This window comes from Burkholderia ubonensis, from assembly GCF_902833085.1.
In the GTDB taxonomy this organism is placed as follows: Bacteria; Pseudomonadota; Gammaproteobacteria; order Burkholderiales; family Burkholderiaceae; genus Burkholderia; species Burkholderia ubonensis.
On sequence record NZ_CADFEB010000005.1, the window covers coordinates 565,502 to 590,405 of the forward strand.

22 protein-coding genes and 7 tRNA genes are annotated in these 24,904 nt (G+C 67.7%); 7 read left to right on the forward strand and 22 right to left on the reverse strand.

The features are described 5' to 3' along the window. Positions 1 to 14 precede the first annotated feature (14 nt). From HWX31_RS17025 to tsaB, 4 genes are read right to left on the reverse strand one after another with little or no spacing between them, the layout of a single operon-like run. Complete coding sequence (locus HWX31_RS17025) at positions 15 to 983, reverse strand: DUF1853 family protein (protein WP_175933945.1); 969 nt, start codon at positions 981 to 983, stop codon at positions 15 to 17. Continuing rightward, the gene (locus HWX31_RS17030) at positions 980 to 2,083 is read right to left on the reverse strand and encodes a uracil-DNA glycosylase (RefSeq protein ID WP_174966031.1); all 1,104 of its coding nucleotides are present in this window, start codon (positions 2,081 to 2,083) and stop codon (positions 980 to 982) included. Before HWX31_RS17030 ends, HWX31_RS17025 begins: the two co-directional genes overlap by 4 nt. Next, positions 2,070 to 2,567: a ribosomal protein S18-alanine N-acetyltransferase gene (gene rimI, locus HWX31_RS17035; protein ID WP_045567600.1), complete on the reverse strand. Its 498-nt coding sequence runs from the start codon at positions 2,565 to 2,567 to the stop codon at positions 2,070 to 2,072. Before rimI ends, HWX31_RS17030 begins: the two co-directional genes overlap by 14 nt. Continuing rightward, positions 2,564 to 3,331 (reverse strand): tRNA (adenosine(37)-N6)-threonylcarbamoyltransferase complex dimerization subunit type 1 TsaB, encoded by a 768-nt coding sequence (gene tsaB / locus HWX31_RS17040; RefSeq protein WP_174966030.1) that lies wholly within the window; start codon positions 3,329 to 3,331, stop codon positions 2,564 to 2,566. Before tsaB ends, rimI begins: the two co-directional genes overlap by 4 nt. A gap of 148 nt (positions 3,332 to 3,479) precedes the next feature. Here tsaB and HWX31_RS17045 point away from each other — a divergent pair, with 148 nt between their 5' ends. From HWX31_RS17045 to aceA, 3 genes are all read left to right on the forward strand, one after another. Beyond that, positions 3,480 to 3,749, forward strand: a complete 270-nt coding sequence (locus HWX31_RS17045; protein WP_059563494.1) for an acyl-CoA-binding protein — start codon at positions 3,480 to 3,482, stop codon at positions 3,747 to 3,749. A gap of 346 nt (positions 3,750 to 4,095) precedes the next feature. Continuing rightward, positions 4,096 to 5,634 carry a DEAD/DEAH box helicase gene (locus HWX31_RS17050; RefSeq protein ID WP_174966029.1) on the forward strand — a complete coding sequence of 513 codons (1,539 nt, stop codon included), beginning with the start codon at positions 4,096 to 4,098 and terminating at the stop codon, positions 5,632 to 5,634. 388 nt (positions 5,635 to 6,022) lie between these two features. Further along, positions 6,023 to 7,330, forward strand: a complete 1,308-nt coding sequence (gene aceA, locus HWX31_RS17055) for an isocitrate lyase (protein WP_059609183.1) — start codon at positions 6,023 to 6,025, stop codon at positions 7,328 to 7,330. A 224-nt stretch (positions 7,331 to 7,554) separates the two neighbouring features. On the opposite strand, the gene HWX31_RS17060 is transcribed toward aceA, so the two are convergent. Together HWX31_RS17060 and HWX31_RS17065 are read right to left on the reverse strand one after the other, a co-directional pair. Next, positions 7,555 to 7,989 (reverse strand): universal stress protein, encoded by a 435-nt coding sequence (locus tag HWX31_RS17060; protein ID WP_076475900.1) that lies wholly within the window; start codon positions 7,987 to 7,989, stop codon positions 7,555 to 7,557. A gap of 153 nt (positions 7,990 to 8,142) precedes the next feature. Next, positions 8,143 to 9,045: a LysR family transcriptional regulator gene (locus HWX31_RS17065; protein WP_174966028.1), complete on the reverse strand. Its 903-nt coding sequence runs from the start codon at positions 9,043 to 9,045 to the stop codon at positions 8,143 to 8,145. A 157-nt stretch (positions 9,046 to 9,202) separates the two neighbouring features. Between HWX31_RS17065 and HWX31_RS17070 the strand changes: the two genes are divergently transcribed. Beyond that, positions 9,203 to 9,961 carry a haloacid dehalogenase type II gene (locus HWX31_RS17070; protein WP_059609185.1) on the forward strand — a complete coding sequence of 253 codons (759 nt, stop codon included), beginning with the start codon at positions 9,203 to 9,205 and terminating at the stop codon, positions 9,959 to 9,961. Positions 9,962 to 10,031: 70 nt separating this feature from the next. Beyond that, positions 10,032 to 11,624 carry a malate synthase A gene (aceB, locus tag HWX31_RS17075; protein ID WP_174966027.1) on the forward strand — a complete coding sequence of 531 codons (1,593 nt, stop codon included), beginning with the start codon at positions 10,032 to 10,034 and terminating at the stop codon, positions 11,622 to 11,624. Between the two features lie 118 nt (positions 11,625 to 11,742). Here the strand turns inward: aceB and HWX31_RS17080 are convergent, their stop codons facing one another. Together HWX31_RS17080 and rraA are read right to left on the reverse strand one after the other, a co-directional pair. Next, on the reverse strand, positions 11,743 to 12,156 hold the full coding sequence (locus tag HWX31_RS17080) for a gamma-glutamylcyclotransferase family protein (protein WP_174966026.1): 414 nt from the start codon (positions 12,154 to 12,156) through the stop codon (positions 11,743 to 11,745). A gap of 35 nt (positions 12,157 to 12,191) precedes the next feature. After that, the gene (gene rraA, locus HWX31_RS17085) at positions 12,192 to 12,689 is read right to left on the reverse strand and encodes a ribonuclease E activity regulator RraA (protein ID WP_045567593.1); all 498 of its coding nucleotides are present in this window, start codon (positions 12,687 to 12,689) and stop codon (positions 12,192 to 12,194) included. Between the two features lie 127 nt (positions 12,690 to 12,816). Here rraA and HWX31_RS17090 point away from each other — a divergent pair, with 127 nt between their 5' ends. After that, a complete protein-coding gene (locus tag HWX31_RS17090) occupies positions 12,817 to 13,695 on the forward strand; it encodes an AraC family transcriptional regulator (RefSeq protein WP_174966025.1) in 879 nt (292 codons plus the stop codon). A gap of 16 nt (positions 13,696 to 13,711) precedes the next feature. On the opposite strand, the gene HWX31_RS17095 is transcribed toward HWX31_RS17090, so the two are convergent. From HWX31_RS17095 to gltX, 9 genes are all read right to left on the reverse strand, one after another. Next, complete coding sequence (locus tag HWX31_RS17095; protein ID WP_174966024.1) at positions 13,712 to 14,176, reverse strand: GNAT family N-acetyltransferase; 465 nt, start codon at positions 14,174 to 14,176, stop codon at positions 13,712 to 13,714. 151 nt (positions 14,177 to 14,327) lie between these two features. Then, positions 14,328 to 14,404 (reverse strand) — tRNA-Asp (locus HWX31_RS17100). A gap of 73 nt (positions 14,405 to 14,477) precedes the next feature. Continuing rightward, positions 14,478 to 14,553, reverse strand: a tRNA-Glu gene (locus tag HWX31_RS17105). Positions 14,554 to 14,617: 64 nt separating this feature from the next. Beyond that, a tRNA-Asp gene (locus HWX31_RS17110) sits at positions 14,618 to 14,694 on the reverse strand. 79 nt (positions 14,695 to 14,773) lie between these two features. After that, positions 14,774 to 14,849: transfer RNA gene (locus tag HWX31_RS17115), tRNA-Glu, on the reverse strand. Between the two features lie 63 nt (positions 14,850 to 14,912). After that, positions 14,913 to 14,989 (reverse strand) — tRNA-Asp (locus HWX31_RS17120). An 81-nt stretch (positions 14,990 to 15,070) separates the two neighbouring features. Then, positions 15,071 to 15,146, reverse strand: a tRNA-Glu gene (locus HWX31_RS17125). A gap of 136 nt (positions 15,147 to 15,282) precedes the next feature. Beyond that, positions 15,283 to 15,358 (reverse strand) — tRNA-Ala (locus HWX31_RS17130). 117 nt (positions 15,359 to 15,475) lie between these two features. After that, positions 15,476 to 16,885: a glutamate--tRNA ligase gene (gltX, locus tag HWX31_RS17135; RefSeq protein WP_174965462.1), complete on the reverse strand. Its 1,410-nt coding sequence runs from the start codon at positions 16,883 to 16,885 to the stop codon at positions 15,476 to 15,478. Positions 16,886 to 17,158: 273 nt separating this feature from the next. On the opposite strand from gltX, the gene HWX31_RS17140 reads away from it, so the two are divergent. Continuing rightward, positions 17,159 to 18,100, forward strand: coding sequence for a patatin-like phospholipase family protein (locus tag HWX31_RS17140; protein WP_174965463.1), 942 nt, complete (start codon positions 17,159 to 17,161; stop codon positions 18,098 to 18,100). A gap of 89 nt (positions 18,101 to 18,189) precedes the next feature. On the opposite strand, the gene HWX31_RS17145 is transcribed toward HWX31_RS17140, so the two are convergent. The 5 genes from HWX31_RS17145 to HWX31_RS17165 all read right to left on the reverse strand — a co-directional run bounded on the left by HWX31_RS17145 (position 18,190) and on the right by HWX31_RS17165 (position 24,844). Continuing rightward, a complete protein-coding gene (locus HWX31_RS17145; RefSeq protein WP_174965464.1) occupies positions 18,190 to 18,867 on the reverse strand; it encodes a C40 family peptidase in 678 nt (225 codons plus the stop codon). 128 nt (positions 18,868 to 18,995) lie between these two features. Beyond that, positions 18,996 to 20,618, reverse strand: a complete 1,623-nt coding sequence (locus HWX31_RS17150; RefSeq protein ID WP_174965465.1) for an ABC transporter ATP-binding protein — start codon at positions 20,616 to 20,618, stop codon at positions 18,996 to 18,998. Next, positions 20,615 to 21,712 carry an ABC transporter permease gene (locus HWX31_RS17155; RefSeq protein WP_059617615.1) on the reverse strand — a complete coding sequence of 366 codons (1,098 nt, stop codon included), beginning with the start codon at positions 21,710 to 21,712 and terminating at the stop codon, positions 20,615 to 20,617. Before HWX31_RS17155 ends, HWX31_RS17150 begins: the two co-directional genes overlap by 4 nt. Positions 21,713 to 21,874: 162 nt before the next feature. Further along, the gene (locus HWX31_RS17160) at positions 21,875 to 22,918 is read right to left on the reverse strand and encodes a microcin C ABC transporter permease YejB (RefSeq protein ID WP_174965466.1); all 1,044 of its coding nucleotides are present in this window, start codon (positions 22,916 to 22,918) and stop codon (positions 21,875 to 21,877) included. A 51-nt stretch (positions 22,919 to 22,969) separates the two neighbouring features. Next, on the reverse strand, positions 22,970 to 24,844 hold the full coding sequence (locus tag HWX31_RS17165) for an extracellular solute-binding protein (RefSeq protein WP_174965467.1): 1,875 nt from the start codon (positions 24,842 to 24,844) through the stop codon (positions 22,970 to 22,972). Positions 24,845 to 24,904 lie beyond the last annotated feature (60 nt).

A 24,904-nucleotide genomic window follows, 5' to 3' on the forward strand; every position in this document is an offset into this window, starting at 1 on the left:
CGGCTGACGCCGCGTCAGTCCGCCTTTGCGGCGAACGCCCGCGCCCGCTCCGGCCAGTCGTCCGGCACGATGAAGCCGCGTGCGGTCTCGCGCCACGCGCCGTCAGCGGCCGGCCCGTAGACGCCGATCAGCGCCGGCGCCTGCCGCTCCGACAGCCCTGCCGGCAACGCATGCGCGGGCGCCAGCGGCTCGGGCGCGCCGGCGCCCGCCGCGATGCGGCGCGGCGCGAGCCACGCGAGCCGCGGCAGCACCGCCCATCCGGCGTCGGCCGGCTGCGCGGCCGCCCACGCGGCCCACTGCGCGTGGGTCAGCCAGAAGCCGCGCGGATGATCCGGCGCGATTTCCCCGTCGAGCCGCGGCAGCGGCGCGCCGTGCGGATAGAACAGCCATCCCTTGATGAACACCTGCGCGTCGGACAGCGCGCCGTAGCCGAGCCGCGCGAATCCGTCGCGCCCGCTCAGGCGCAGCTGGTGATCGATCAGGCGGGCGCGCTTGCGATCGAAACGGTCGACCAGATTCGGGCCGACGAAGTCGGCGAGCGAAGCCGCGTCGCCGTCGCACAGGGGCGCGCACAGGTAGCACTTCACGGCCAGTTCCCAATGCAGGCGCCGACCGTCAGGCGTATCGACGAGGAAGTCCACCTCGCCGAGCGTCCGGCCGTTGATGCGCAGCGCGAGGTTGGCCGCGACGAGCCGCAGCGCCGGCCCGTGCGTGAGGAAGAATTCGAGCAGGCACTCGGCATAGCGCCCGAGGCGCACCGGCCGCAGCCCTTCGAGCGCGCGGTGCAGCGCCTCGGGCGCGGCGTCGAGCGCGACCAGCCACGCTTGCGCGGCCGCCCGCTCGGCGGCATCGGACCACGGCTGCGCCAGCGGCGCGCCGGGCGCCGCTGCGAGCAGGCTCGGGCTCGCCAGCAGCCACGCCAGATCGCGTACCGCGGCGTCGCGCAGCGTTTCGACGAACGAAGACGCCGCGCCGGCTGTCATTGTGCGGACCGCTCGCCGGCCCCAGGGATGGCCGCCCCACGGATGTCCGTCCCACGGAACGTATCGCGCGCGAGGCACAGGTCGGCCCAGGCCTTCGACTTGTCCTGCAGGCTGCGCAGCAGATAGGCCGGGTGGTAGGTGACGATCACCGGCACGCCTTCGTAGGTATGCACGCGACCGCGCAGCGATGCGATGCTCGCGTCGGTCTTCAGCAGCGTCTGCGCGGCGAAGCGCCCGAGCGCCACGATCAGCTTCGGCTTCACGAGCGCGACCTGGCGCTGCAGATACGGCTCGCAGCGCGCGACCTCGTCCGGCTCCGGATTGCGGTTGCCCGGCGGACGGCACTTGATCACGTTGGCGATGTACACGTTGGCGCCGCGCTCGAGCGACAACGACTGCAGCATGTTGTCGAGCAGCTTGCCCGCCTGGCCGACGAACGGCTCGCCCTGCTTGTCCTCGTTTTCGCCCGGGGCTTCGCCGATCAGCATCCAGTCCGCCTCGCGATCGCCGACACCGAACACGGTGTTGGTGCGCTTCTCGCAAAGCCGGCAGCGCGTGCAGTCGGCCACGCGCGCGGCAAGCGCGTCCCAGTCAAGCTCGGCGACCGGCGTCTCGGCCGCGCGCAGCTCGGCGACCGGCGCGGGATCGGTCGGCGGCGCGGCGTCGAACCACGCGAAATCGTCTTCTTCGACCGGCCGCGCATCGGCCGGCGGCGCAACTTCGTCCGTGCGCGCGGCTTGGCGGGATGCGCTGCGCTCGCGCGCGGCGGACGGGGCATGCGCTTCGGGCGGCTGCGTCGCGACCGGTGCTGCGTCGGCGTCGGACACTCGCTTCGGTGCATCCGCCTGCGCGAATGCCGGCAGCGGGCGCGTCGGCACATCGACCGCCGGCGTGACGGCCACGGATGCCGCCGGCTCCGACGCAATGGCGCCTGCGCGCGCCGCGCCGCCCTCGCCTGCCTGACTCACCGGAGCTGCCCCCGGCGCGTTCGTCACGGCATCCTGCGCGGCGGCCGCCGGCGCATCGGCTGTGCGCAGCCCGCGCCGCACCCAGATCTGCGCCAGCCCCATTTCCTCGAGTGCCGCTTCAGCCCACGCCATGCGCGCCTCCGTCCTTGTTCAGCGTCAGACGCATCACGATCGCGTCCTCCCGGCCGCGATGCCGCGCCGGATAGTAGTTCTTGCGCCGCCCGATCGTCACGAAACCGAAGCGCTCGTACAGATGGATCGCGCGCGGATTGGACGGCCGCACTTCGAGCAGCATGCCGTCGAGCCGCTCCGCCTGCGCGATGCGCACCGCCTCGCGCAGCAGCGCGAGGCCCGCGCCCGTGCATTGCGCGGCCGGCGCGACGCACAGGTTCAGCAGGTGCATCTCGTCGATCACGGGCATCAGCACGCAATAGCCGACGAGTGCCCCCGTCACGTGACGCAGGCACACGCCGAAATAGCCGTTGCGCAGCGAATCCTCGAAGTTGCCGCGGCTCCACGGGAATTCGTAGGCGGCATGCTCGATCGCGACGACTTCGTCGAGATCGGCGTCCGTCATCGGCGACAGATACCGGTCGCTCAGCAACACCCCAGTCATTCCCGCGCTCCGCCCGATTGAGCCGCGCGCGCCGCCATCCGCTCGGCGGTGGTCTGCGCGACCTTGTCGCGCACGTACTCGGGCGCGGCCTGGTCGGCCGGCACCGTGCGCCCGGCCCGGAACGCGCGCAACGCCGCGTGCGCAACCGCCAGCGCATGCGGCATTGCGTCGCCGTCGATCGCAGCCGCCCGCGCGACGGCCGGCAGCTGCGCGCCGAACGCGGCGGCCGCGTTGCCCGCGAGCGTGAACGGCGCGTCGGGCACGCCGACCGAGGCGGGCGCATCGAGCGCGGCCGGATGCAGCGTGCGCCAGTCGCCGGCGCCGTCGTCCCACGCGAACTCGGCCCAGTAGACCTCGTCCATCCGCGCGTCGAGCGCGGCCAGCACGCGCGCGGTGCCGGGCACGCGCAGCCGCGCATGCTCGGCGCACGCGAGCAGCGTGCCGACCGGTACGACCGGCAGCCCGCGCCCGAACGCGAGGCCCTGCGCGATTCCGGTCGCGGTGCGCAGGCCCGTGAACGAGCCGGGGCCCGCGCCGAACGCGATCGCGTCGCAGTCGGCGAGCGTCAGCCCGGATTCGGCGAAGAGTTCCTGGACGGCCGGCAGCACGCGCGTGCTCGACACGGCGCCCGTCAGTTCGTGGCGGACCCAGCTTTGCAGGGAGGAAGCGGCGGATTCGGCCGTGGCCGAGCGCAGCAGCGCGACCGAGCAGTATTCGGTCGACGTATCGATGGCGAGGAGCACTGTTTGCGTCATGGCCGACATTGTAATGCGGCGCCCCGCTCCCACGGGCGACACGCAGCCGATCGCAACGCACACCGGACGCACGCGGCGGTTTGGAAGGATCGCTCGACCCGCCGCGGCGGCGCGCTTGCTAAGATCGCCCGACTTGAAACCTCCACGGAGACACCCGATGAGCGACATCACCGCCCAGTTCAACCAGGCCCAGGAAGACGTGAAGCAACTGTCCGAGCGTCCGGGCAACCTCACGCTGCTGCGCCTCTACGCGCTCTTCAAGCAGGCAACCGACGGCGACGCGCACGGCGACAAGCCGGGCTTCACCGACATCGTCGGCAAGTACAAGTACGACGCGTGGGACGCGCTGAAGGGCACGTCGCAGGATGCCGCGAAGCAGCAATACGTCGAGCTCGTCGAATCGCTGAAGAACGGCACCGCGTCCTGATCGCGGCCCGCAGTCAAATCGGCAGTGGCGCAGCGCAGCAAATATCTCTATAATGCCGGCTGCGTCACTTCCGCGCTCGGCCCACTGGCCGAACCGGCCGGACGCCTCGTAGCGTTAAGCTCCAATCCGGTTTAGAACCTGTCCCCTTCCTGCTTCGGCTCTAGCGGCCGTCAATTATCAGGCTGGCGGCAACGCGTCTCAGCACGCCGCACCCAAAACAGCTTCTAGCCTCATCCGCCTCGTAACCGGCGGATTGCACCCGTTTTCCGATTTGCTCGTTGAATCCGACAACTTGGGTATGCGCGATTGGCGCCGACGTTTCACCCACTGTGTTTCAAGGATTGTTATGACTTCGAGCATTTCCACCAGCCCTCTCAACGCGACCGCCGACAAGGCGCTCGGTCTCGACGACGCCGCGCAGGCTGCAGCCGCGCCGGCTGCCGACGAGCCGACCTTCGCGTCGCTCGGGCTGTCGCCGGAGATCGTCTCCGCGCTGCAGGCCGCCGGCTACGAAAAGCCGACGCCGGTCCAGCAGCGCGCGATCCCGGCCGGCATCGCCGGCCGCGACCTGCTGGTGTCGAGCCCGACCGGTTCGGGCAAGACCGCCGCGTTCATGCTGCCCGCGATCGAGCGCTTCGCGCAGCTCCAGAAGGCGCAGGCACAGCAGCCGCGCCCGCCGCGCGAGCCGAACAACGGGGACCGCCGCGCCCGCCGTCCGCAGCCGGTCGCGCGCCCGGGCCTGCTCGTGCTGACGCCGACCCGCGAACTCGCGATGCAGGTCACGACGGCCGCATCGACCTACGGCAAGCACCTGAAGCGCCTGCGCACGGTCAGCATCCTCGGCGGCGTCGCCTACGGCCAGCAGCTGATGCTGCTCGCGAAGAACCCGGAAATCCTCGTCGCGACCCCGGGCCGCCTGCTCGACCACCTCGAGCGCGGCCGCATCGACCTGTCCGAGCTGAAGATGCTCGTGCTCGACGAAGCCGACCGCATGCTCGACATGGGCTTCATCGAGGACATCGAGACGATCGTCGACGCGACGCCGGAATCGCGCCAGACGATGCTGTTCTCGGCCACGCTCGACGGCAAGATCGGTTCGCTGACGAGCCGCCTGCTGAAGGATCCGGAGCGCATCGAGATCCAGCAGCGCCTCGAGTCGCGCGCGAACATCGCGCAGACCGTGCACTACGTCGACGACCGCGATCACAAGGATCGCCTGCTCGATCACCTGCTGCGCGACAACGCGCTCGACCAGGCGATCATCTTCACGGCGACCAAGATCGACGCCGACCAGCTTGCCGGCCGCCTCGCGGACGCAGGCTTCGAGTCGGCCGCGCTGCACGGCGACCTGCCGCAGGGCGCCCGCAACCGCACGATCCGCGCGCTGCGCGAGCGCCGCGTGCGCGTGCTCGTCGCGACTGACGTCGCGGCGCGCGGCATCGACATCCCGGGCATCACGCACGTGTTCAACTATGACCTGCCGAAGTTCGCGGAAGACTATGTGCACCGTATCGGCCGTACCGGCCGCGCGGGCCGCTCGGGCATCGCAGTCAGCCTCGTGCATCATGCCGAGCAAGGCGCGCTGAAGCGCATCGAGCGCTTCGTGCGCTCGCCGCTGCCGGTCAACGTGATCGAAGGCTTCGAGCCGCGCAAGGCGCCGCCGCGCAACGATCGCGGCAACGGCGGCCGCGGCCGTCCGGGCGGCGGTAACGGCGGCCGTCGTTTCGGCGGCAAGCCGGGCGGCGGTCACGGCAACGGCGGCGGCCGCAGCTACGGCGGCGGCAACGGCGGCTGGAGCGGCAAGCCGAGCGGCAGCCGCGACGGCGGCAACCGTCGCAGTGACGGCCAGCGCGGCGGCCCGCGACGCAGCAATTCGGCGTCGTAACGGCGCGCGGGCGGCCTGATCGGCCGCCCGTCACCGGCCCCGCAACACGTAACCGGCGCACCCGCGCCGGTTTTTTTTCGCCCTCGCCGATATTTCACGATGCGGAAAATTTTTTTGTGTCGTAAAAAATCATGCTGCGCGGCACAACATGTGGCATTGCAGGATGGGAAAAAGCATTTCTTATCTCGAAATAAACACCGCAACACATTGATTTATAACAATTAAAAATTTCCACACTTCTTGATAAAGCCCCTGTTTCGCAACCTGCGATTTGCCTAGACTCTTATATAAGACTTCGCGAAACGGAACCTCACTCCCCGCCTCGCGAATTGCATCACCTTCGTTCGATTCATCCCGATTCAGGCAAGGCCACGTCAAGGAGCACATCATGTCGCGTCAGCAACAGGCACAGGAACTGCAAAAGCAATGGGAAACCGATCCGCGCTGGAAGGGCATCAAGCGCACCTACACGGCTGAGGACGTGGTCCGCCTGCGTGGCTCGCTGCAGGTCGAGCACACGATCGCGAAGCGCGGCGCGGAAAAGCTCTGGACCCTGATCAACAACGAGCCGTTCGTCAACGCGCTCGGCGCACTGACCGGCAACCAGGCGATGCAGCAGGTGAAGGCCGGCCTCAAGGCGATCTACCTGTCCGGCTGGCAGGTCGCGGGCGACGCGAACGTCGCGGGCGAAATGTACCCGGACCAGTCGCTGTACCCGGCGAACTCGGTGCCGCAGGTCGTGAAGCGCATCAACAACACGCTGACGCGCGCCGACCAGATCCAGTGGTCGGAAGGCAAGAACCCGGGCGACGAAGGCTACGTCGACTTCTTCGCGCCGATCGTCGCTGACGCGGAAGCCGGCTTCGGCGGCGTGCTGAACGCGTTCGAGCTGATGAAGGCGATGATCGAGGCCGGCGCATCGGGCGTCCACTTCGAAGACCAGCTCGCGTCGGTGAAGAAGTGCGGCCACATGGGCGGCAAGGTGCTCGTGCCGACGCGCGAAGCGGTCGCGAAGCTCGCGGCGGCGCGTCTCGCGGCCGACGTGATGGGCACGCCGACCGTGCTGGTCGCGCGCACCGACGCGGAAGCGGCAGACCTGATCACGTCGGACATCGACGCCAACGACAAGCCGTTCCTGACGGGCGAGCGCACGGTCGAAGGCTTCTTCCGCACCAAGCCGGGCCTCGAGCAGGCGATCTCGCGCGGTCTCGCGTATGCGCCGTATGCCGACCTGATCTGGTGCGAAACGGGCAAGCCGGATCTCGAGTACGCGAAGAAGTTCGCGGAGGCGATCCACAAGCAGTTCCCGGGCAAGCTGCTGTCGTACAACTGCTCGCCGTCGTTCAACTGGAAGAAGAACCTCGACGACGCAACGATCGCGAAGTTCCAGAAGGAGCTCGGCGCGATGGGCTACAAGTTCCAGTTCATCACGCTGGCCGGCTTCCACGCGCTGAACTACTCGATGTTCAATCTCGCGCACGGCTATGCCCGCACGCAGATGAGCGCGTTCGTCGAACTGCAGCAGGCCGAGTTCGCGGCAGCCGACAAGGGCTTCACCGCGGTCAAGCACCAGCGCGAAGTCGGCACCGGCTACTTCGACGCGGTCACGCAGACGGTCGAGCGCGAAGCGTCGACGACCGCGCTGCACGGCTCGACCGAAGACGAGCAGTTCTTCGACGGCAAGAAGGTCGCGTAAGACGCCTCGGCGTCATGCCGACGCCCGCCGCTCATGCGACGGCGCGGCGTCGGCACCCGAACCGCGAAGGCGCAGCAGGGGAGGAGACGGCATGCGCGCGGCGGCAGACGCCGCGACGTGCCGCACGGCCTGCGGGCCGCCTACGACAAGACGCGCGCCGGCGCTGCCCGGCGCGCACTGCTTTCAGCGTCGACCGACCGGCCTGTGCCCGCCGGTCGCCGTGCCTACCGATAAACGATCACCGGAATTTTCGTATGGGTCAGTACGCGCTGCGTCTCGCTGCCGATCAGCAGGCTGCCGAGCCCGCGGCGTCCGTGCGACGCCATGAAGATCACGTCGCAGCCGCCGCGTTCGGCCGCCTCGATGATGCCGAGATACGGCGACGGATGCACGCTCGTCCAGGTATCGCAGTCGACCCCCGCCTCGCGCGCGGCCGACTCGACCTCGTCGAGATGCGTGCGCGCCTCGCGTTCGCTGCGCGCCCTGAAATCGGCGGGCGGCTCGATGATCACTTCGGAGAACGGCGAGTACGGATACTGCGGCAGGCACGCATATGCGGTCACGCGCGCACCGACGGCCCGGGCGAGATCGATCGCGCCGTCAATGGCCTTCTTCGACAGGTCGGACCCGTCGGTCGGAACGAGGATGTGCTTGAACATCGCGCCCTCCTTCGCCAATCGCACCCCGTGCGCCGCGCGCCCGGCGTGCCTGTTTCGATTGTAGTGTGCGAAAACCGGCCACCGGCCCCGGCAGCGGGTTCGCCCTCATATCGGAAACGCGCGGGCGGTGGACGCGGTGAAGATCGACGCATCCTACCCCCAATATCCGGGCCGCTCGTAGGTGTGTTTCAGGTAATCGAGGAACAGCCGCACGCGCAACGGCAAATGCCGGCGCTGCGGGAACACCGCGTGAATGCCGATCGGCGGCGCCGCGAACGCGTCCAGCACGCTGACGAGGCGGCCTGCTGCGATGTCGTCGCCGACCTCCCACCACGAGCGCCACGCGAGGCCGTGCCCCGCCAGGCACCACTCGTGCAGGACCGCACCGTCCGAGCATTCCATCGTGCCGCTCACGCGGATCGACACGACCTTGCCGTCCTCCATGAACGACCAGCCGCGCTGCTGGTTCGCGTTCGCGGCGAGCGCGAGGCAGTTGTGCCGCGCGAGCTCCGCGAGCGTGGCCGGCGTGCCGCGCCGTGCGAGATAGGCGGGCGCCGCGACGCACACGCGGCGGTTCTCGCCGAGCTTCAGCGACACCAGCGACGAGTCGGGCAGCTCGCCGAGCCGCACCGCGCAATCGAAGCCCTCGTTGACGAGGTCGACCATCCGGTCGGACAGGTCGAGCGTGACCGACACGTCCGGATGCGCGCAGCTGAATTCGGGCACGAGCGGCGCGACGTGCCGCCGGCCGAAGCCGGCCGGCGCGGAGATCCGCAGGTGGCCGCTCGCCTTCACGCCGCCTGCGGACACGCTCGCCTCCGCGTTCTGCATGTCGTTGATGACGCGCTGGCAATCCTCGAGGAAGGCCGAGCCCTCGAAGGTCAGCGTGAGCTTGCGCGTCGTGCGCACCAGCAGCTTGACGCCGAGCCGCTCCTCGAGCGCATCCAGGCGGCGGCCGATGATCGCGGGCGCGACCCCTTCCGCGTGCGCGGCCGCCGACAGGCTGCCTTTCGCCGCGACCGCGGCGAACGTTTCGATCTGTTTGAACCGGTCCATGAATCGGGAGGACGGCCGCAACCGCCCTTCATGTTGACTGAAGCGGCTCCAGATTAGGTATATGAAAGTAAAAGATCAAGTGATGTTTAGCGTCTTTTTTGGTACTGACGATCACGAATAAAATCGTTTCCGACCTCTGAAACTGGAGCGCAAGGCTATGTCGGCCACAACGACACTCTCTCCCAACGCCATCCTCTTCGACGCCTACGGTACGCTGTTCGACGTGCACGCGGTCATGGCCGCGGCGGAGCAGATGTTCCCCGGCCACGGGGAACGGCTGTCGCAGCTGTGGCGGCGCAAGCAAATCGAATACTCGCAGCTGCGCACGCTCGCCGATCCGGCCGGCGCGCGCTACCGCCCGTTCTGGGACATCACGCACGACGCGTTGCGGTTCGCCGCGCGCGCGCTCGGCCTCACGCTCAACAGCGCCGCCGAGAAGCGCCTGATGGACGAATACGCGTGCCTGTCCACCTACCCCGACACGGTGCCCGCGCTGCGCAAGCTGCGCGCGCTCGACCCGCGTCCGCAGCTCGCGATCCTGTCGAACGGCAACCCGCAGATGCTCGATATCGCGGTGAAGAGCGCCGGCATGAGCGGCCTGTTCGATCGCGTGCTGTCGGTCGACGCGGTGCGCGCGTACAAGCCGTGCCCGGCCGCCTACGCGCTGGGCACCGACGCGTTCGGGCCGAACCCGCGCGACATCGTGTTCGTGTCGTCGAACGGCTGGGACGTGACGGGCGCCGCCTGGTTCGGCTACACGACGTTCTGGCTCAACCGCACGGGCGCCCCCGCCGAGGAGCTCGGCGCGCCGCCCGACGGCACCGGCGCCGGCATGGCCGACCTGCTCGCTTTCCTCGCCACCCCGGCTCCGTCCGGCAGAAGCGCCAGCCGCGCGCGCCCCGGCCCGGGCGCGTAACGCTGGCATCGATGCCGGCCACCTCCCCCTTTACCGAAACCTCAACTGACCGACCAAGGAGATGAGACTCATGACCACCACGCTCACGCTGCCGCAAGGCATGGCGATTACCGGCGAGATCCGCCCGGGCTACGAAGCAATCCTGACGCCCGCGGCACTCGAACTCGTCGCGGCGCTGCACCGCACGTTCGAGCCGCGTCGCCAGGCCCTGCTGCAGGCGCGCGTCGAACGCACGAAGCGCCTGGACGCCGGCGAGCGCCCCGACTTCCTGGCTGATACGAAGGCGATCCGCGAAGGCGACTGGAAGGTCGCGCCGCTGCCCGGCGACCTGCAATGCCGCCGCGTCGAGATCACCGGCCCCGTCGAGCGCAAGATGATCATCAATGCGCTGAACTCGGGCGCGGATTCGTACATGACGGACTTCGAGGATTCGAACGCGCCGAGCTGGACGAACCAGATCGACGGCCAGATCAACCTGAAGGACGCGATCCGCCGCACGATTTCGCTCGAGCAGAACGGCAAGTCGTACCAGCTCAACGACAAGGTCGCGACGCTGATCGTGCGTCCGCGCGGCTGGCACCTCGACGAAAAGCACGTGACGGTCGACGGCCAGCGCGTGTCGGGCGGCGTCTTCGACTTCGCGCTGTTCCTGTTCCACAACGCGAAGGAGCTGATCGCGCGCGGCTCGGGCCCGTACTTCTATCTGCCGAAGATGGAAAGCCATCTCGAGGCGCGCCTGTGGAACGACATCTTCGTCGCCGCGCAGGAACAGGTCGGCATCCCGCGCGGCACGATCCGCGCGACCGTGCTGATCGAGACGATCCTCGCCGCATTCGAAATGGACGAGATCCTGTACGAACTGCGCGAGCACAGCTCGGGCCTGAACGCGGGCCGCTGGGACTACATCTTCTCGGCAATCAAGAAGTTCAAGAACGACCGCGACTTCTGCCTGGCCGACCGCTCGAAGATCACGATGACCGTGCCGTTCATGCGCGCGTACGCGCTGCTGCTGCTGAAGACCTGCCACAAGCGCAACGCGCCGGCGATCGGCGGGATGAGCGCGCTGATCCCGATCAAGAACGATCCGGAAGCGAACGACAAGGCGATGGGCGGCGTGCGCTCGGACAAGCAGCGCGATGCGACCGACGGCTACGACGGCGGCTGGGTCGCGCACCCGGGCCTCGTGCCGATCGCGATGGAGGAATTCGTGAAGGTGCTCGGCGACAAGCCGAACCAGATCGGGAAGCAGCGCGACGACGTGCAGATCGAAGGCAAGAACCTGCTCGACTTCCAGCCTGAGGCGCCGATTACCGAAGCCGGCCTGCGCAACAACATCAACGTCGGCATCCACTACCTCGGCGCGTGGCTCGACGGCAACGGTTGCGTGCCGATCCACAACCTGATGGAAGACGCGGCGACGGCCGAGATCTCCCGCTCGCAGGTGTGGCAGTGGATCCGCTCGCCGAAGGGCGTGCTCGACGACGGCCGCAAGGTGACGGCGGAACTGGTGCGCGACTACGCGAAGGCCGAGCTGGAGAACGTGAAGCGCTCGGTCGGCGGCAATACGCAGCCGTACGAGCGCGCCGCGGCGATCTTCGAGCAGATGTCGACGTCGGAAGGCTTCACCGAATTCCTGACGCTGCCGCTGTACGAGGAAATCTGAGCGCGTCGCGACCGCATGAAAACAGCCCGATCAGCGCAAGCCGATCGGGCTGCTTCGGTCAGGCCGTCCGGTTCAAGCGCCCCGCGGGGCGCTTTTTCCTTTGGCGCGGCGCGCCCGCTCAGGCGGCTTCGCGCTCGCGCCGATGCTGGACCCAGTCGCCCGACACGATGCGCGGCTTGTCCGACACCACATGTGCGGCGACCGGGTAATACAGGCACGCGTACTGCCGGCCGCCGAGTTCGACGCTCGCCGTTTCCTGCCTGAACAGGGTGTCGACGCCCGGATACACGCGCTCGATCTCGTCGAGCACGGGGACGAGCTGCTCGTCGACTTCATAGACGTCGCCCCAGACGAGCGTCTTCCCGTCCGCCGCCGCGACCATGCCCGGATACGTGCCGAAATCGTACAGTTCGCCCGGCAGCGCGGCCGCACCGACGAGCGTCGGCGCCGCGATGCCGTGCCGGGCGGCCGCACGGCCGATATCGTTGGCCTCTCCCGCTCTCAACGTGCCGTAGACGAATACGTGGCGCATCGTGTTTCTCCTTCTTGGATTCGTGTGTTGCCGTATCAGGTCAGCGGCGTCGCGCTGACGAGCACGCCGTCCTCGTCGGCGTAGATCCATTCGCCGGGGGCGATTCGCGTGCCGAGCACCGTGACGGGAACGTCCCGTTCACCGGCCCCGCGTTTGTCGCTCTTGCGCGGATGCGTCGCGAGCGCGAGCACGCCGACGTTGCACGCGCGCAATTCAGCCGAATCGCGCACGCATCCATAGACCACGATACCGGCCCAATGGTTCTTCTCGGCGAGCGCGCCGAGGTTGCCGCCGACGAGCGCGCAACGCCGGCTGCCGCCGCCGTCGACGACCAGCACGCGCCCGGCGCCGTCCTGCTCGAGCGCGGCGCGCACGAGCGTATTGTCCTCGAACAGCTTGAGCGTCGCCGCGGGCCCCGCGAAACGCGCGGCGCCGCCGTACGGGCGCAGCGCCGGCTCGAGCACGCGCAGGGCGCCGGCCGCGAGCTGGTCTTCGTGGGCGTCGCAGAGGTCGGTCGTTGCAAACGTCGTCATGTCATCGTCTCCGGTCGCATACAAGGTTCAATCGAACATTGCATTATCGACTGAAAAAAAGCCGCCGCGCGCAGGTGGGCGAGCCTTCTAAAATGACGGCATCGCTGCCGCGCCATCCGAATTGCCCATGAATCCGTCCGCCCGCGCCGACGAGCCCGCTCATCGCGACACCATCGACATTCCGCCGGAATTCGCGCCGACGCCGGTCCACCCGATGCGCGTGCGTGCGCGGCCGGTGCCCGCCGGCGCGCGCATACCGCGTCACACGCACGCATGGGCGCAGCTCGCTTATGCGTCGCGCGGCGTGCTGCGCATGGCGACGACCGGAACCACGTGGATGGTGCCGCCGTCGCGGGCAATCTGGGTGCCGCCGCACGTAACGCACGAGGTCTTGATCGTCGAGGACGCGTACCTGCGCACGCTGTACATCGACGAGTCGATCGTGCCGGGCGGACTCGACGCATGCCGCGTCGTCGAAGTGACGGGGCTGTTGCGCGAGCTGATCGTCGCGCTCGACGCGCGCGATCTGGGCGCGGCCCGCGAACGCCTGCTCTGCGCACTGGTGCTCGACGAACTGAGCCACGCCGAACCGCTGCCGCTGTCGGTGCCGATGCCCGACGAAAAGCGGCTGCGCACGCTGTGCGAAGCGGTGCTCGCGCAACCCGCGCATGCGGAATCGCTGGAGCACTGGGCGAGCGAGGTCGGCGCGAGCACGCGCACGATTTCACGGCTGTTCAAGCAGGAACTGGGCGTGAGCTTTTCGCAATGGCGCCAGCAGGCGCTGCTCGCGCGCGCGATTCCGCTGCTGAACCAGGGGCGCCCGCTGTCGCATATCGCGCGCGAACTCGGCTACCAGAGCCAGAGCGCGTTCTCCGCGATGTTCCGGCGCGCCTTCGGCGAAAGCCCGCGCGCGTTCATGCTGCGCGGCCACCCGCACGAGGCCGCGGAAGGCATGACGGAAAGCGCCGGACAACCGAACGACGACACGGCGGACCGCCAGCCGTGACGGCAGTGCGCGGGCGTCAGACCGGCCGCACCATGTGCCGGATCGCGCCGAGCTGCGCGAACCGCGACCCGGTCACGCGATAGCCCATGCGCAGATACAGCCGCGCGGCGGGATTGTCGACGAACACGCGCAGCTGGAGCTCGCTCAGCCCGCGCGCCCTCGCCCAGCGATGCGACATCTCGAGCAGGTAGGTGCCGGCGCCGTGTCCGCGATGGCCGGCCGCGATCTGCACGTCGCGGATGTGCAGCGAATCGCCCTCTTCCGTGACGCGGAGCACGCCGATCCGCTCGCCGTCGGCTTCGAGGATGAAGTTCTCGGACTCGCGCCAGCTCGCGTAGAACAGGTCACTGCGCCACACGAGCCCGTGGCGCTTGTAATAGCCGCCCATGTTGCCGTGCGTCAGCGCTTCGGCAAACGGAAAATCGCAGGCCTCCGCGGGGCGGAGCTGATACAGGAGTCGCAGGTCGGTGGGATCGAGCATCGCGCGATGGTCAAGGACGCATCTCGCCACGATAGCGCAGTCCGGTGCGGATGCAATCGTGATTTGCTCGTATCGCAGTCACGCGCCCGCCAACGGGCGCAACCGAAAACGCAAATGAAAAAGCCCGCACAAGGCGGGCTTCTTCATTTTTTGGCGGAGCGGACGGGACTCGAACCCGCGACCCCCGGCGTGACAGGCCGGTATTCTAACCGACTGAACTACCGCTCCAGTCTTGCTGCTTGCCTGGCAGGCGTCGGTTACTTCCTGCCGGCGCATCGTTTGTTCGAACGACGCCGAAATCTGGCGTCCCCTAGGGGATTCGAACCCCTGTACTCACCGTGAAAGGGTGATGTCCTAGGCCTCTAGACGAAGGGGACAACGTACTGCTTACATCCTTAATACAAAAGCCCGCTCAAATGACGTCTTGAACGGGCTTCGTTCTGGCGGAGCGGACGGGGCTCGAACCCGCGACCCCCGGCGTGACAGGCCGGTATTCTAACCAACTGAACTACCGCTCCAGCTTTCTTCACCCTGGCCCGCAGATGTCGGCGACACTCTGCAAGCCTTGCGACACTTCCAACGAAACGCCGCTGAATCTGGCGTCCCCTAGGGGATTCGAACCCCTGTACTCACCGTGAAAGGGTGATGTCCTAGGCCTCTAGACGAAGGGGACAACGTACTGCTTACACCTTTAATACAAAAGCCCGCTCAAAAACGTCTTGAACGGGCTTCGTTCTGGCGGAGCGGACGGGACTCGAACCCGCGACCCCCGGCGTGACAGGCCGGTATTCTAACCGACTGAACTACCGCTCCAACTTCCTTAACCCTAACCCGCAGGACGTCGGTTACGTTCCTGCAAGCTTCGCGACACTTCCATCGAAACGCCGCTGAATCTGGCGTCCCCTAGGGGATTCGAACCCCTGTACTCACCGTGAAAGGGTGATGTCCTAGGCCTCTAGACGAAGGGGACAAAATCTTTTCAGATCTGTCTGGCTTCCGTTATTAATTTTTCATCAACAACGAAGGCCGAAATTCTAACTGCTTTAAATCGTTTTGTGAAGCATTTTTTAACTACCCTGCTTCGCGAAGCGATTTGTTTGTTCTGTTGGTGGAGGTAAGCGGGATCGAACCGCTGACCTCTTGCATGCCATGCAAGCGCTCTCCCAGCTGAGCTATACCCCCTTGCAGAACAGAAATGAGATTATATGGACCAACTTTGAGCTTGTAAATACCCTTTTTGCGATTCGAGCAAAATTTTTTGCGAAGCCGCCCACCGACGGCTTCGCGAATGCTCGAACCTCAGGCCAGTGCGCCCTCGATGCGCGACACGACAGCATCGCGGCCGAACAGCATCAGCACCGCGTCGATCGACGGCGTATGCGTCGTGCCCGCGACCAGCAGGCGCACCGGCATCGCCAGTTGCGGCATCTTCAGCTTGTGCGCGGCCAGCGTCGCCTTCAGCGCGGCCGAGATCGCCTCCTTGCTCCACTCGACCGCCTTCAGCGCCGCCGCGAGTTCGGCCAGCGCCGGGCGCACCACGTCGGTCACGTGCTGCGCGAGCGCTTCGGCATCCGGCGCCGGCACGCGGTAGAACATCGCCGCGCCCTCTGCGATTTCCTTGAGCGTCGACGCACGATCCTTCATCAGGCCGATCACCGCATCGAGGGCCGGGCCGCTCGCGAGGGCCGCATCGTCGATGCCGAGCGCTTCGAAGAACGGCTTCGACAGCGCGGCGAGACGCGCGTTGTCCGCTTCCTTGATGTAGTGGTTGTTCAGCCAGTTCAGCTTGTTGTGGTCGTACTGCGCCGGCGACTTGCCGAGATGCTCGAGGTCGAACCACTCGACGAACTGCTCGCGCGAGAAGATTTCGGCGTCGCCGTGCGACCAGCCGAGGCGCGCCAGGTAGTTCACGACCGCTTCCGGCAGATAGCCCGCGTCGCGGTAAGCCATCACGCTCATCGCGCCGTGACGCTTGCTCATCTTCTCGCCCTGCTCGTTGAGCACGGTCGGCAGGTGCGCATAGACCGGCGCTTCGCCGCCGAGCGCGCGCAGGATGTTGATCTGGCGCGGCGTGTTGTTCACGTGGTCGTCGCCGCGGATCACGTGCGTGATCCCCATGTCGAGGTCGTCGACCACCACGCAGAAGTTGTACATCGGCGTGCCGTCCGGACGCGCGATCACGAGGTCGTCGAGTTCTTCGTTCGAGATCTCGACGCGGCCCTTCACGGCATCGTCCCATGCGACGGTGCCCGTCAGCGGGTTGCGGAAACGCAGCACCGGCTTCACGCCCGCCGGCGGCTCGGGCAGCACCTTGCCCGGCTCCGGACGCCACGTGCCGTCGTAGCGGGGCTTCAGGCCGGCTTCGCGCTGGCGCTCGCGCAGCGCGTCGAGCTCCTCGGTCGACATGTAGCACGGGTACGCGAGGCCCTCTTCGAGCATCTTCGCGAGCACCTCGCGATAGCGGTCCATCCGCTGCATCTGGTAGAACGGGCCTTCGTCGAAATCGAGGTCGAGCCACCGCATCCCTTCGAGGATCGCGTCGACCGCTTCCGGCGACGAACGCTCGACGTCGGTATCCTCGATGCGCAGCACGAACGTGCCTTGCATCTTGCGGGCGAACGCCCACGGATAGAGTGCGGAGCGGATGTTGCCGAGATGGATGAAGCCGGTGGGGCTCGGCGCGAAGCGGGTACGGACAGGACGGGTCATAAACGGTAACTCGAACGCCTGGGGCGCGTGAATGATTCGACGCGGGGTCGGCAGCGGCTGCCCGAAGAGCAACAGGACCGGCGACACCCGGAACGGAAAGAAGCCGAAATTATACCCGCGCCGGACATCGCGCCAAGCGTGGCGCTTGCTTTATGATGTGCGCGCCGCGGACGCCTTGCCGGCGCCGCGCCGGCCGCGCGGCACCCGTCGCGCCGCCCCGACCTACCGACGCGGCGGGCCCGTCGCCCGCCGCCCGACGCTGGAGAACCTTCGATGTCGTCCCCTCGCCTGTCGCGCCGCCAGTTCACGATCGCGTGCGCTTCCGCCAGCCTCGCCGCCTGCACGTCGCCCGGCGGCAAGAGCCGCCCCGACAACGCCGCCGCAGCCCAGTCGCACGACAAGCCGGCGAAGATCGCCATCGCGCTCGGCGGCGGCGCGGCGCGCGGCTTCGCGCACATCGGCGTGCTGAAAGGACTCGAGGCGCGCGGCATCCCGATCGAGATCGTCGCCGGCACGAGCGCCGGCTCGGTGGTCGGCGCGCTCTATGCGTCCGGCATGAACGCGCTGCAGCTCAACAAGCTCGCGCTCGAAATGGACCAGTCCGCGATCAGCGACTGGGCGCTGCCGTTCCGCTCGCGCGGCCTGCTGCAAGGCGTCGCGCTGCAGAACTTCATCAACAAGACGCTGAACAACCGGCCGATCGAGAAGATGGCGAAGCCGCTCGGCATCGTCGCGACGGATCTGCAGAACGGCCAGCCGATCCTGTTCCAGCAGGGCAACACGGGGCTCGCGGTGCGCGCTTCGAGCAGCGTGCCGTCGGTGTTCGAGCCGGTGAAGATCGGCAGCCGCGAGTATGTCGACGGCGGCCTCGTGAGCCCGGTACCCGCGTCCTACGCGCGCAAGATGGGCGCAACCTTCGTGATCGCGGTCGACATCTCCGCGCGCCCGGACGGCGCGGCGACCGGCAACCCGATCGAGATGCTGCTGCAGACGTTCACGATCATGGGCCAGACGATCAAGACCTACGAGCTCGACAAGTACGCCGACGTCGTGATCCGCCCGAGCCTCAACGCGATGGGCGGCAGCGACTTCAGCCAGCGCAACGCGGCGATCCTCGCCGGCGAGGAAGCGGTCGCGCGCATCATGCCCGAGCTGCAGCGCAAGCTCGCGGCGGCGCGCACCGGGATCGCCGCGACTGTCGCGACTGCCGCATAAGGCAGCGCCAGGCCTCGACTGCCCCAAAAAGCAAAAAACCCTGCCGCCTTTCGGGCGACAGGGTTTTCGATCCGGCTGTCAGGGAACGCTCAGTTGCTGCCGTTCGCCGCGTCGTCGCCGAGCGTCGCGCGCACGCGCTGGCGCAGATCGTCGGCCTTCATCGGGAACTGCGACTCGATCCGGCGCGCGCCGTTGAAACGCTTTTCCCAGTAGGTGCTGTCGAGATCGTCGACGCGAACCGTGCTGCCCGTCGACGGCGAATGCACGAACTTGTTGTCGCCGATGTAGATGCCGACGTGCGAGAACGTGCGGCGCATCGTATTGAAGAACACCAGGTCGCCCGGCTTCAGCTCGCTCACGCGCACCTTCTCGCCGACCCGGCTCATCTCTTCCGCGCGGCGCGGCAGCGACATGCCGAGCGTGTCCTGGAACACGTAGCGCACGAAGCCGCTGCAATCGAGCCCCGAATCCGGCGTGTTGCCGCCCCAGCGGTAGCGGACACCGATCATGTTCAGCGCGCCGACGACGACGTCGCCCGCCTTGCCCGCCATGCCGGACAGGAACGACTTCGCGCCGCCGGTCGACGACGATGCGTTGGCTTGGGTATTCTGGGAGGAAGCCGACCCGGATTGAGTCGAATTCGTGGCATTCTGATTAAAACTGCTGGCTTCGTCGGCGAACGCGCCGGAAGTTGCAGCGAACAGGACGCCGATAAACATCCCGGCGACGGCGCGCGCGCATGCCTGGGTCAGGGATCGGTGCTGCATTGGTCGATGGATTGTGCTTAAAAATCAGCTGATTGGCGGAAAATTTCGGTCGATACTAGCCAGCGCGTATCCGTTTGTCAAAACAAATTAAAAAATACAATCGAGATGGTCAGACCATTGACGCCCTATCACGCTTTCCAGACGGCTTTCAACAGCTTTTGTGTGTAAGGATGTGACGGTTTGGTGAAGATGTCGGCGACGTCGCCGGCCTCCACGATCGCCCCGTCCTGCATCACCGCGACGCGGTGCGCCATCGCGCCGATCACGTCCAGGTCGTGGCTGATGAACAGGTAGCCGAGGTTGTATTTCTGTTGCAAACTCGTGAGCAGCTTCAGCACCTGCTGCTGGATCGACACGTCGAGCGCCGACGTCGGCTCGTCGAGGATCAGGATGCGCGGCTCGAGCACCAGCGCGCGGGCGATCGCGATCCGCTGGCGCTGCCCGCCGGAGAACTCGTGCGGATAGCGATGCATCACCGTGCGGTCGAGGCCGACCTCGCGCAGCACCGCGAGCGACTTCGCGCGCCGCGCGTCGGCCGACAGGTCCGGGCGGTGCAGTTCGAGCCCTTCGCCGACGATCCGCTCGATCGTGTGGCGCGGCGACAGCGAGCTGAAAGGATCCTGAAACACGACCTGCATGTTCGAGCGCAGCGCGGCCTGCTCGCGGCCGCGGTAGCTCGACAGCGCGCGCCCCTGGAATTCGATCTCGCCGTGCGCGGTCTTCTGCAGCCCGAGCAAGGCCATCGCGAGCGTCGACTTGCCGGAGCCGGACTCGCCGACCACGCCGAGCGTCTCGCCCTGCCGCACCGACACGGACACGTCCGACACCGCCGCCACCGGCACGGTCTTGAACCAGCCCGCGAGGCCCGGGCGCTTGCGCGCGAACTGCACGGTCACGTGGCGCGCGTCGAGCAGCACCGGCGCGATCGGCAACACCGGCACGACCGCGCGCTGCGGCCGGCTGTTCAGCAGGCGCTGCGTGTACGGATGCTCGGGCGCGGCGAAGATCCGCTCGACCGCCCCGCTCTCGACGAGCCGCCCCCGCTCCATCACCGCGATGCGCTCGGCGAAGTGCCGCACGAGGTTCAGGTCGTGCGTGATCAGCAGGATCGCCATCCCGCGCTTTTCGGCTTCCTCGCGCTGCAGCTCCAGCAACAGCTCGACGATCTGCGCGCGGATCGTCACGTCGAGCGCGGTGGTCGGTTCGTCGGCGAGCAGCAGGCGCGGCCGGCACGCGAGCGCCATCGCGATCATCGCGCGCTGCCGCTGGCCGCCCGACAGCTGGTGCGGATAGCTGTCGACGCGCCGCTCCGGTTCCGCGATGCCGGTGCGCGCGAGCAGCGCGATCGCGCGCTTTCTCGCCTCGCCGGCCGTCACGCCGTCGTGCAGCTGAACCGTCTCGCCGATCTGCGCGCCGATCGTATACAGCGGGTTGAGCGCCGTCATCGGCTCCTGGAAGATCATCGCGATGTCGGAGCCGCGCAGCCCGCGCATCTCGCGCTCGCTCTTGGCGACGAGGTCCTGGCCCGCGAAGCGGATCGTGCCGCTGACCTCCGCGTCGCGCAACAGGCGCAGGATCGCCAGCGCGGTCACGCTCTTGCCCGAGCCCGACTCGCCGACGAGCGCGACCCGCTCGCCGCGGCCGATCGCGAGCGTCACGTCGTCGACGGCCACCGTGTCGCCGAAGCGCACGTGCAGGTGCTCGAGCGACAGCAGCGGCTCGGCCGGCTGCGTTACGATCGCGGCGCTCATCGCTGGCCTCCCGCCGCCCGCACGGAATCGGCGATCCGCGTGTCGAGCGCGTTGCGCAGCGCGTCGCCCATGAAGGTCAGCAGCAGCAGCGTCGCGACCAGCACGCCGAACGTCGACAGCGAGATCCACCACGCGTCGAGGTTGCCCTTGCCCTGTGCGAGCAGCTCGCCGAGGCTCGGCGTCGGCGGCGGCACGCCGAGCCCGAGAAAGTCGAGGCTCGTGAGGGCGAGAATCGCGCCGCTCATCCGGAACGGCAGGAACGTGATCACCGGCGTCAGGCTGTTCGGCAGCACGTGGCGCCAGATGATCTGCCAGTTCGTGAGCCCCATCGCGCGCGCCGCGCGCACGTAGTCCTGCGTGCGGTTGCGCAGGAACTCGGCGCGCACGTAGTCGGCAAGGCCGATCCAGCCGAACAGCGACAGCAGCACGATCAGCAGCAGGAAGCTCGGCTCGAAGATCGACGCGAAGATGATCAGCAGGTACAGCTCGGGCAGCGAGCTCCAGATTTCGATCAGCCGCTGCCCGACGATGTCGATGCGGCCGCCGAAGAAGCCCTGCACCGCGCCTGCGGCAATGCCGAGGAGCGTGCCGATCAGCGTCAGCACCAGCCCGAATTCGACCGACACGCGAAACCCGTAGACGAGCCGGGCCAGCAGGTCTCGCCCCTGCGCATCCGTGCCGAGCCAGTTCTCGCGCGACGGCGGCGCGGGATTCGGCACGCGCGAGAAGTAGTTCAGCGTGTCGTAGTGGTAGCGGTTCGGCGGATAGACGACGAAATTGCCGGGCGCCTCGAGACGCTTGCGGACGTACGGATCGAGATAGTCCGCGGGCGTCGGGAAATCGCCGCCGAAGGTCGTCTCCGGATACGCGTTGAACATCGGGAAGTAATAGTGGCCGTCGTAGCGGACGACGAGCGGCTTGTCGTTCGACCACAGCGGCGCGGCCAGGCTCGCGGCGAACGCGACGACGAAGATCACGAAGCTCCAGTAGCCGAGACGCTGCCGCGTGAAGCGCCGCCACACGCGGCGCGCGGGCGACGGCGACACGCGCGCGCGCGCGGCGTCGAGGCGGGACGATGCGGCGGCCTGACTCATGCGCGCCCTCCGCGGGCGACGGGGCGCGCGCCGGTGTCGCCGTCGAAACGCGGCGGGCAAAGCGAGCGTGAGGGGCGTGCCAGCCTCCGCCGGGCCGCCCCAAGGCGGCTGGCCGCCCCCTCGGGGGGCAGCGAGCAAAGCGAGCGTGGGGGTCGTTTCATCTCAGCGCTCCAGGTTTTCGAATTGAATGCGCGGGTCGACCCACACGTAGCAGAGGTCGGAGATCAGCTTGGTCGCGAGGCCGATCAGCGTGAACAGGTACAGCGTGCCGAGCACGACCGGATAGTCGCGGCGCACGACCGACTCGTACGACAGCAGCCCGAGGCCGTCGAGCGTGAACAGCGTCTCGATCAGCAGGCTGCCGGTGAAGAACGCGCCGATGAACGCGGCCGGAAAGCCGACGATGAGCGGCAGCATCGCGTTGCGGAACACGTGCTTCCACAGCACGCGACGCTCGGACAGCCCCTTCGCGCGCGCGGTCAGCACGTATTGCCGGCGGATCTCATCGAGGAACGCATTCTTCGTGAGCATCGTGATGACCGCGAAGCTGCCGACGACCGACGCGGTGATCGGCAGCGCGATGTGCCACAGGTAGTCGAGCACCTTGCCGGCCGTCGACAGCGCCGCGAAGTTGTCCGACGTGAGCCCGCGCAGCGGGAACAGCTGCCAGAACGAGCCGCCGCCGAACAGCACGAGCAGCAGCACGCCGAGCACGAAGCCGGGAATCGCATAGCCGACGAGCACGACGAGGCTCGTCGCGACGTCGAACGGCGAGCCGTTGCGCACGGCCTTCGCGATGCCGAGCGGCACCGAGATCAGGTAGGTGAGGAAGAACGTCCACAAGCCGATGCTGATCGACACCGGCAGCTTCTGCACGATCAGCGACCACACGCTCTGGTGGCGAAAGTAGCTGTCGCCGAGATCGAAGCGCGCGAAGTGCTTCAGCATCAGCACGTAGCGCTCGAGCGGCGGCTTGTCGAAGCCGTACAGCGCCTTGAGCTGTGCGATCTGCTGCGGATCGACGCCCGTATGCGCGCGCATCCCGAACGGCGCCGCGCCCTGCTCCGTCGCGCCCTTGCGCAGCTCCTGCACGGCTTGTTCGACCGGGCCGCCCGGCACGAACTGGATCACGACGAAGGTCAGCGTCAGCACGCCGACGAGCGTCGGGATCATCAACAGCAGGCGTTTGAGGATGTAGCTCCACATAAGCGTCGACTCGCGATCGATAAGCAATGGTTGGGACGGCGGCCGCCGCGCTCAGTTGCCCGGCTTGATCCACCAGGTCGACACGACCCAGTCCTCCGCCGAATAGTACAGCGGCAGCGTCTGCGGATAGGCGAGCGTGCGCTTGTATGCGACCCGGTGCGTCGTGCTGTACCACTGCGGAATCGCGTAGTAGCCGTGCATCAGCACGCGGTCGAGCGCATGCGTCGCGTCGAGCAGCTGCTCGCGGGTCTCGGCTGCGCCGAGCGCCGCGAGCAGCGCGTCGACGGCCGGCGACTTGAGCCCGATCACATTGGACGAGCCCGGTTCGTCCGCGAACCGGCTGCCGTAGCGCGCCAGCTGCTCGGGACCTGGCACCTGCACCCCGAGGTAGCGGATCGTCGTCATGTCGTAGTCGAATGCGTCGAGACGCTTCTGCAGCAGCGCGAAATCGGCTGTGCGAAACCGCGCATCGATGCCAAGCTTCGCGAGATTGCGCTGATAGGCGGCCACGACCGGCGCGAACGGCGAACCCGCATCGTCGAGAATCTCGAAGGTGAAAGGCTCACCCTTCGCGTTGCGCAGCGCGCCGTCGCGATACGTCCACCCGGCCGCGGCGAGCAGCGCGCGCGCCTTCAGCAGGTTCGCGCGCAGCGAACCGGGCGGGTTCGTGTTCGGCTGCGCGACCATTGGACCGAACACCGCCGGGTCGAGCTGCGCGCGCAGCGGCTCGAGCAGCTTGAGCTCGCCCGGGCCCGGCGTGCCGGTCGCCTGCAGGTCGGTGTCGGCGAAATAGCTGTCGAGGCGCGTGTAGCCGCCGTAGAACAGCTGGCGGTTCAGCCATTCGAAGTCGAGCGCGAGGTCGAGTGCCTGGCGCACCCGCACGTCGCGGAACTGCGGCCGCCGCAGGTTCATCATGAAGCCCTGCATGCCTGCGCCGTTGTGCTGCCGGAACTCACGCTTGATCAGCTCGCCGCTGTCGAAGCGCTTGCCGACGTCGTGACGCACCCAGTTGCGTGCGATGTTCTCGACGAGCACGTCGTATTCGCCGGCCTTGAATGCCTCGAGCCGCGCGACGCCGTCGCCGTACAGCTTGTAGACGATCCGCTCGAAGTTGTTGGTGCCCACCCGCACCGGCAGGTCAGCGCCCCAGTATGCGGGGTTGCGCCGGTATGAAATGTTGCGCCCGTTGTCGTAGCGCTCGATCAGGTACGGCCCGCTGCCGATCGGCTGCTCGAACGCGAGCTGGTCGAACGGGATGCGCGTGCCGTCCGCGCGCAGCCCCCACTTGCGCGAGAACACCTGCACTCCGGCCGCGATCAGCGGCAACTCGCGGTTGCGCCGGCGGAACTCGAAACGCACCGTGGCCACATCGACGATCACCGCGCGCGCGATGTCCGCGAAATACGCGGCGTACTGCGGCGCGGCCTGCTTGCTCGTCAGCGTGTCGAACGAATACTTGACGTCGGCGGCCGTCACCGGGTCGCCATTCGAGAAGCGCGCGCGCGGGTTCAGGTGGAACGTGACCGACAGGCCGTCCGGCGCGACCGCAATGTCGTCGGCGAGCAGGCCGTACATGGACGCCGGCTCGTCCGAGCTGCCGGTCGCCAGGCTTTCGATCAGCATCTCGATGCCGGGCGCGGCGTTGCCGCGCATCGTAAACGGGTTGAACTTGTCGAACGACGTCAGCCGGGACGGGTTCGCGAGCACGAGCGTGCCGCCCTTCGGCGCATCCGGATTCACATAGTCGAAATGCGCGAAGCCCGGCGGATATTTCGGCTCGCCGTACTGGGCGATCGCGTGGGCGGCATGCGCGGCGCTCGCGGCGAGCACGGCCTGCATCAGCAGCGCCGCCGCGGCGCGGCCGGCAACCCGCACCACGCCGGAGCGGGCGCGCGTGGCGGCGGTCCGGGGCAAACCCTTCGTCATAAAGTCCTGTCGATCGATTGAGGGTGGCAACGTCCGCGCATTCTACCCATTCGGATCGGT

What these genes read in the sequence shown, in the direction of transcription:
- HWX31_RS17025 (WP_175933945.1), bottom strand. Translation starts at nt 983, where the DNA reads ATGACAGCCGGCGCGGCGTCTTCGTTCGTCGAAACGCTGCGCGACGCC.
- HWX31_RS17030 (WP_174966031.1), bottom strand. Translation starts at nt 2,083, where the DNA reads ATGGCGTGGGCTGAAGCGGCACTCGAGGAAATGGGGCTGGCGCAGATC.
- rimI (WP_045567600.1), bottom strand. Translation starts at nt 2,567, where the DNA reads ATGACTGGGGTGTTGCTGAGCGACCGGTATCTGTCGCCGATGACGGAC.
- tsaB (WP_174966030.1), bottom strand. Translation starts at nt 3,331, where the DNA reads ATGTCGGCCATGACGCAAACAGTGCTCCTCGCCATCGATACGTCGACC.
- HWX31_RS17045 (WP_059563494.1), top strand. Translation starts at nt 3,480, where the DNA reads ATGAGCGACATCACCGCCCAGTTCAACCAGGCCCAGGAAGACGTGAAG.
- HWX31_RS17050 (WP_174966029.1), top strand. Translation starts at nt 4,096, where the DNA reads ATGACTTCGAGCATTTCCACCAGCCCTCTCAACGCGACCGCCGACAAG.
- aceA (WP_059609183.1), top strand. Translation starts at nt 6,023, where the DNA reads ATGTCGCGTCAGCAACAGGCACAGGAACTGCAAAAGCAATGGGAAACC.
- HWX31_RS17060 (WP_076475900.1), bottom strand. Translation starts at nt 7,989, where the DNA reads ATGTTCAAGCACATCCTCGTTCCGACCGACGGGTCCGACCTGTCGAAG.
- HWX31_RS17065 (WP_174966028.1), bottom strand. Translation starts at nt 9,045, where the DNA reads ATGGACCGGTTCAAACAGATCGAAACGTTCGCCGCGGTCGCGGCGAAA.
- HWX31_RS17070 (WP_059609185.1), top strand. Translation starts at nt 9,203, where the DNA reads ATGTCGGCCACAACGACACTCTCTCCCAACGCCATCCTCTTCGACGCC.
- aceB (WP_174966027.1), top strand. Translation starts at nt 10,032, where the DNA reads ATGACCACCACGCTCACGCTGCCGCAAGGCATGGCGATTACCGGCGAG.
- HWX31_RS17080 (WP_174966026.1), bottom strand. Translation starts at nt 12,156, where the DNA reads ATGCGCCACGTATTCGTCTACGGCACGTTGAGAGCGGGAGAGGCCAAC.
- rraA (WP_045567593.1), bottom strand. Translation starts at nt 12,689, where the DNA reads ATGACGACGTTTGCAACGACCGACCTCTGCGACGCCCACGAAGACCAG.
- HWX31_RS17090 (WP_174966025.1), top strand. Translation starts at nt 12,817, where the DNA reads ATGAATCCGTCCGCCCGCGCCGACGAGCCCGCTCATCGCGACACCATC.
- HWX31_RS17095 (WP_174966024.1), bottom strand. Translation starts at nt 14,176, where the DNA reads ATGCTCGATCCCACCGACCTGCGACTCCTGTATCAGCTCCGCCCCGCG.
- gltX (WP_174965462.1), bottom strand. Translation starts at nt 16,885, where the DNA reads ATGACCCGTCCTGTCCGTACCCGCTTCGCGCCGAGCCCCACCGGCTTC.
- HWX31_RS17140 (WP_174965463.1), top strand. Translation starts at nt 17,159, where the DNA reads ATGTCGTCCCCTCGCCTGTCGCGCCGCCAGTTCACGATCGCGTGCGCT.
- HWX31_RS17145 (WP_174965464.1), bottom strand. Translation starts at nt 18,867, where the DNA reads ATGCAGCACCGATCCCTGACCCAGGCATGCGCGCGCGCCGTCGCCGGG.
- HWX31_RS17150 (WP_174965465.1), bottom strand. Translation starts at nt 20,618, where the DNA reads ATGAGCGCCGCGATCGTAACGCAGCCGGCCGAGCCGCTGCTGTCGCTC.
- HWX31_RS17155 (WP_059617615.1), bottom strand. Translation starts at nt 21,712, where the DNA reads ATGAGTCAGGCCGCCGCATCGTCCCGCCTCGACGCCGCGCGCGCGCGC.
- HWX31_RS17160 (WP_174965466.1), bottom strand. Translation starts at nt 22,918, where the DNA reads ATGTGGAGCTACATCCTCAAACGCCTGCTGTTGATGATCCCGACGCTC.
- HWX31_RS17165 (WP_174965467.1), bottom strand. Translation starts at nt 24,844, where the DNA reads ATGACGAAGGGTTTGCCCCGGACCGCCGCCACGCGCGCCCGCTCCGGC.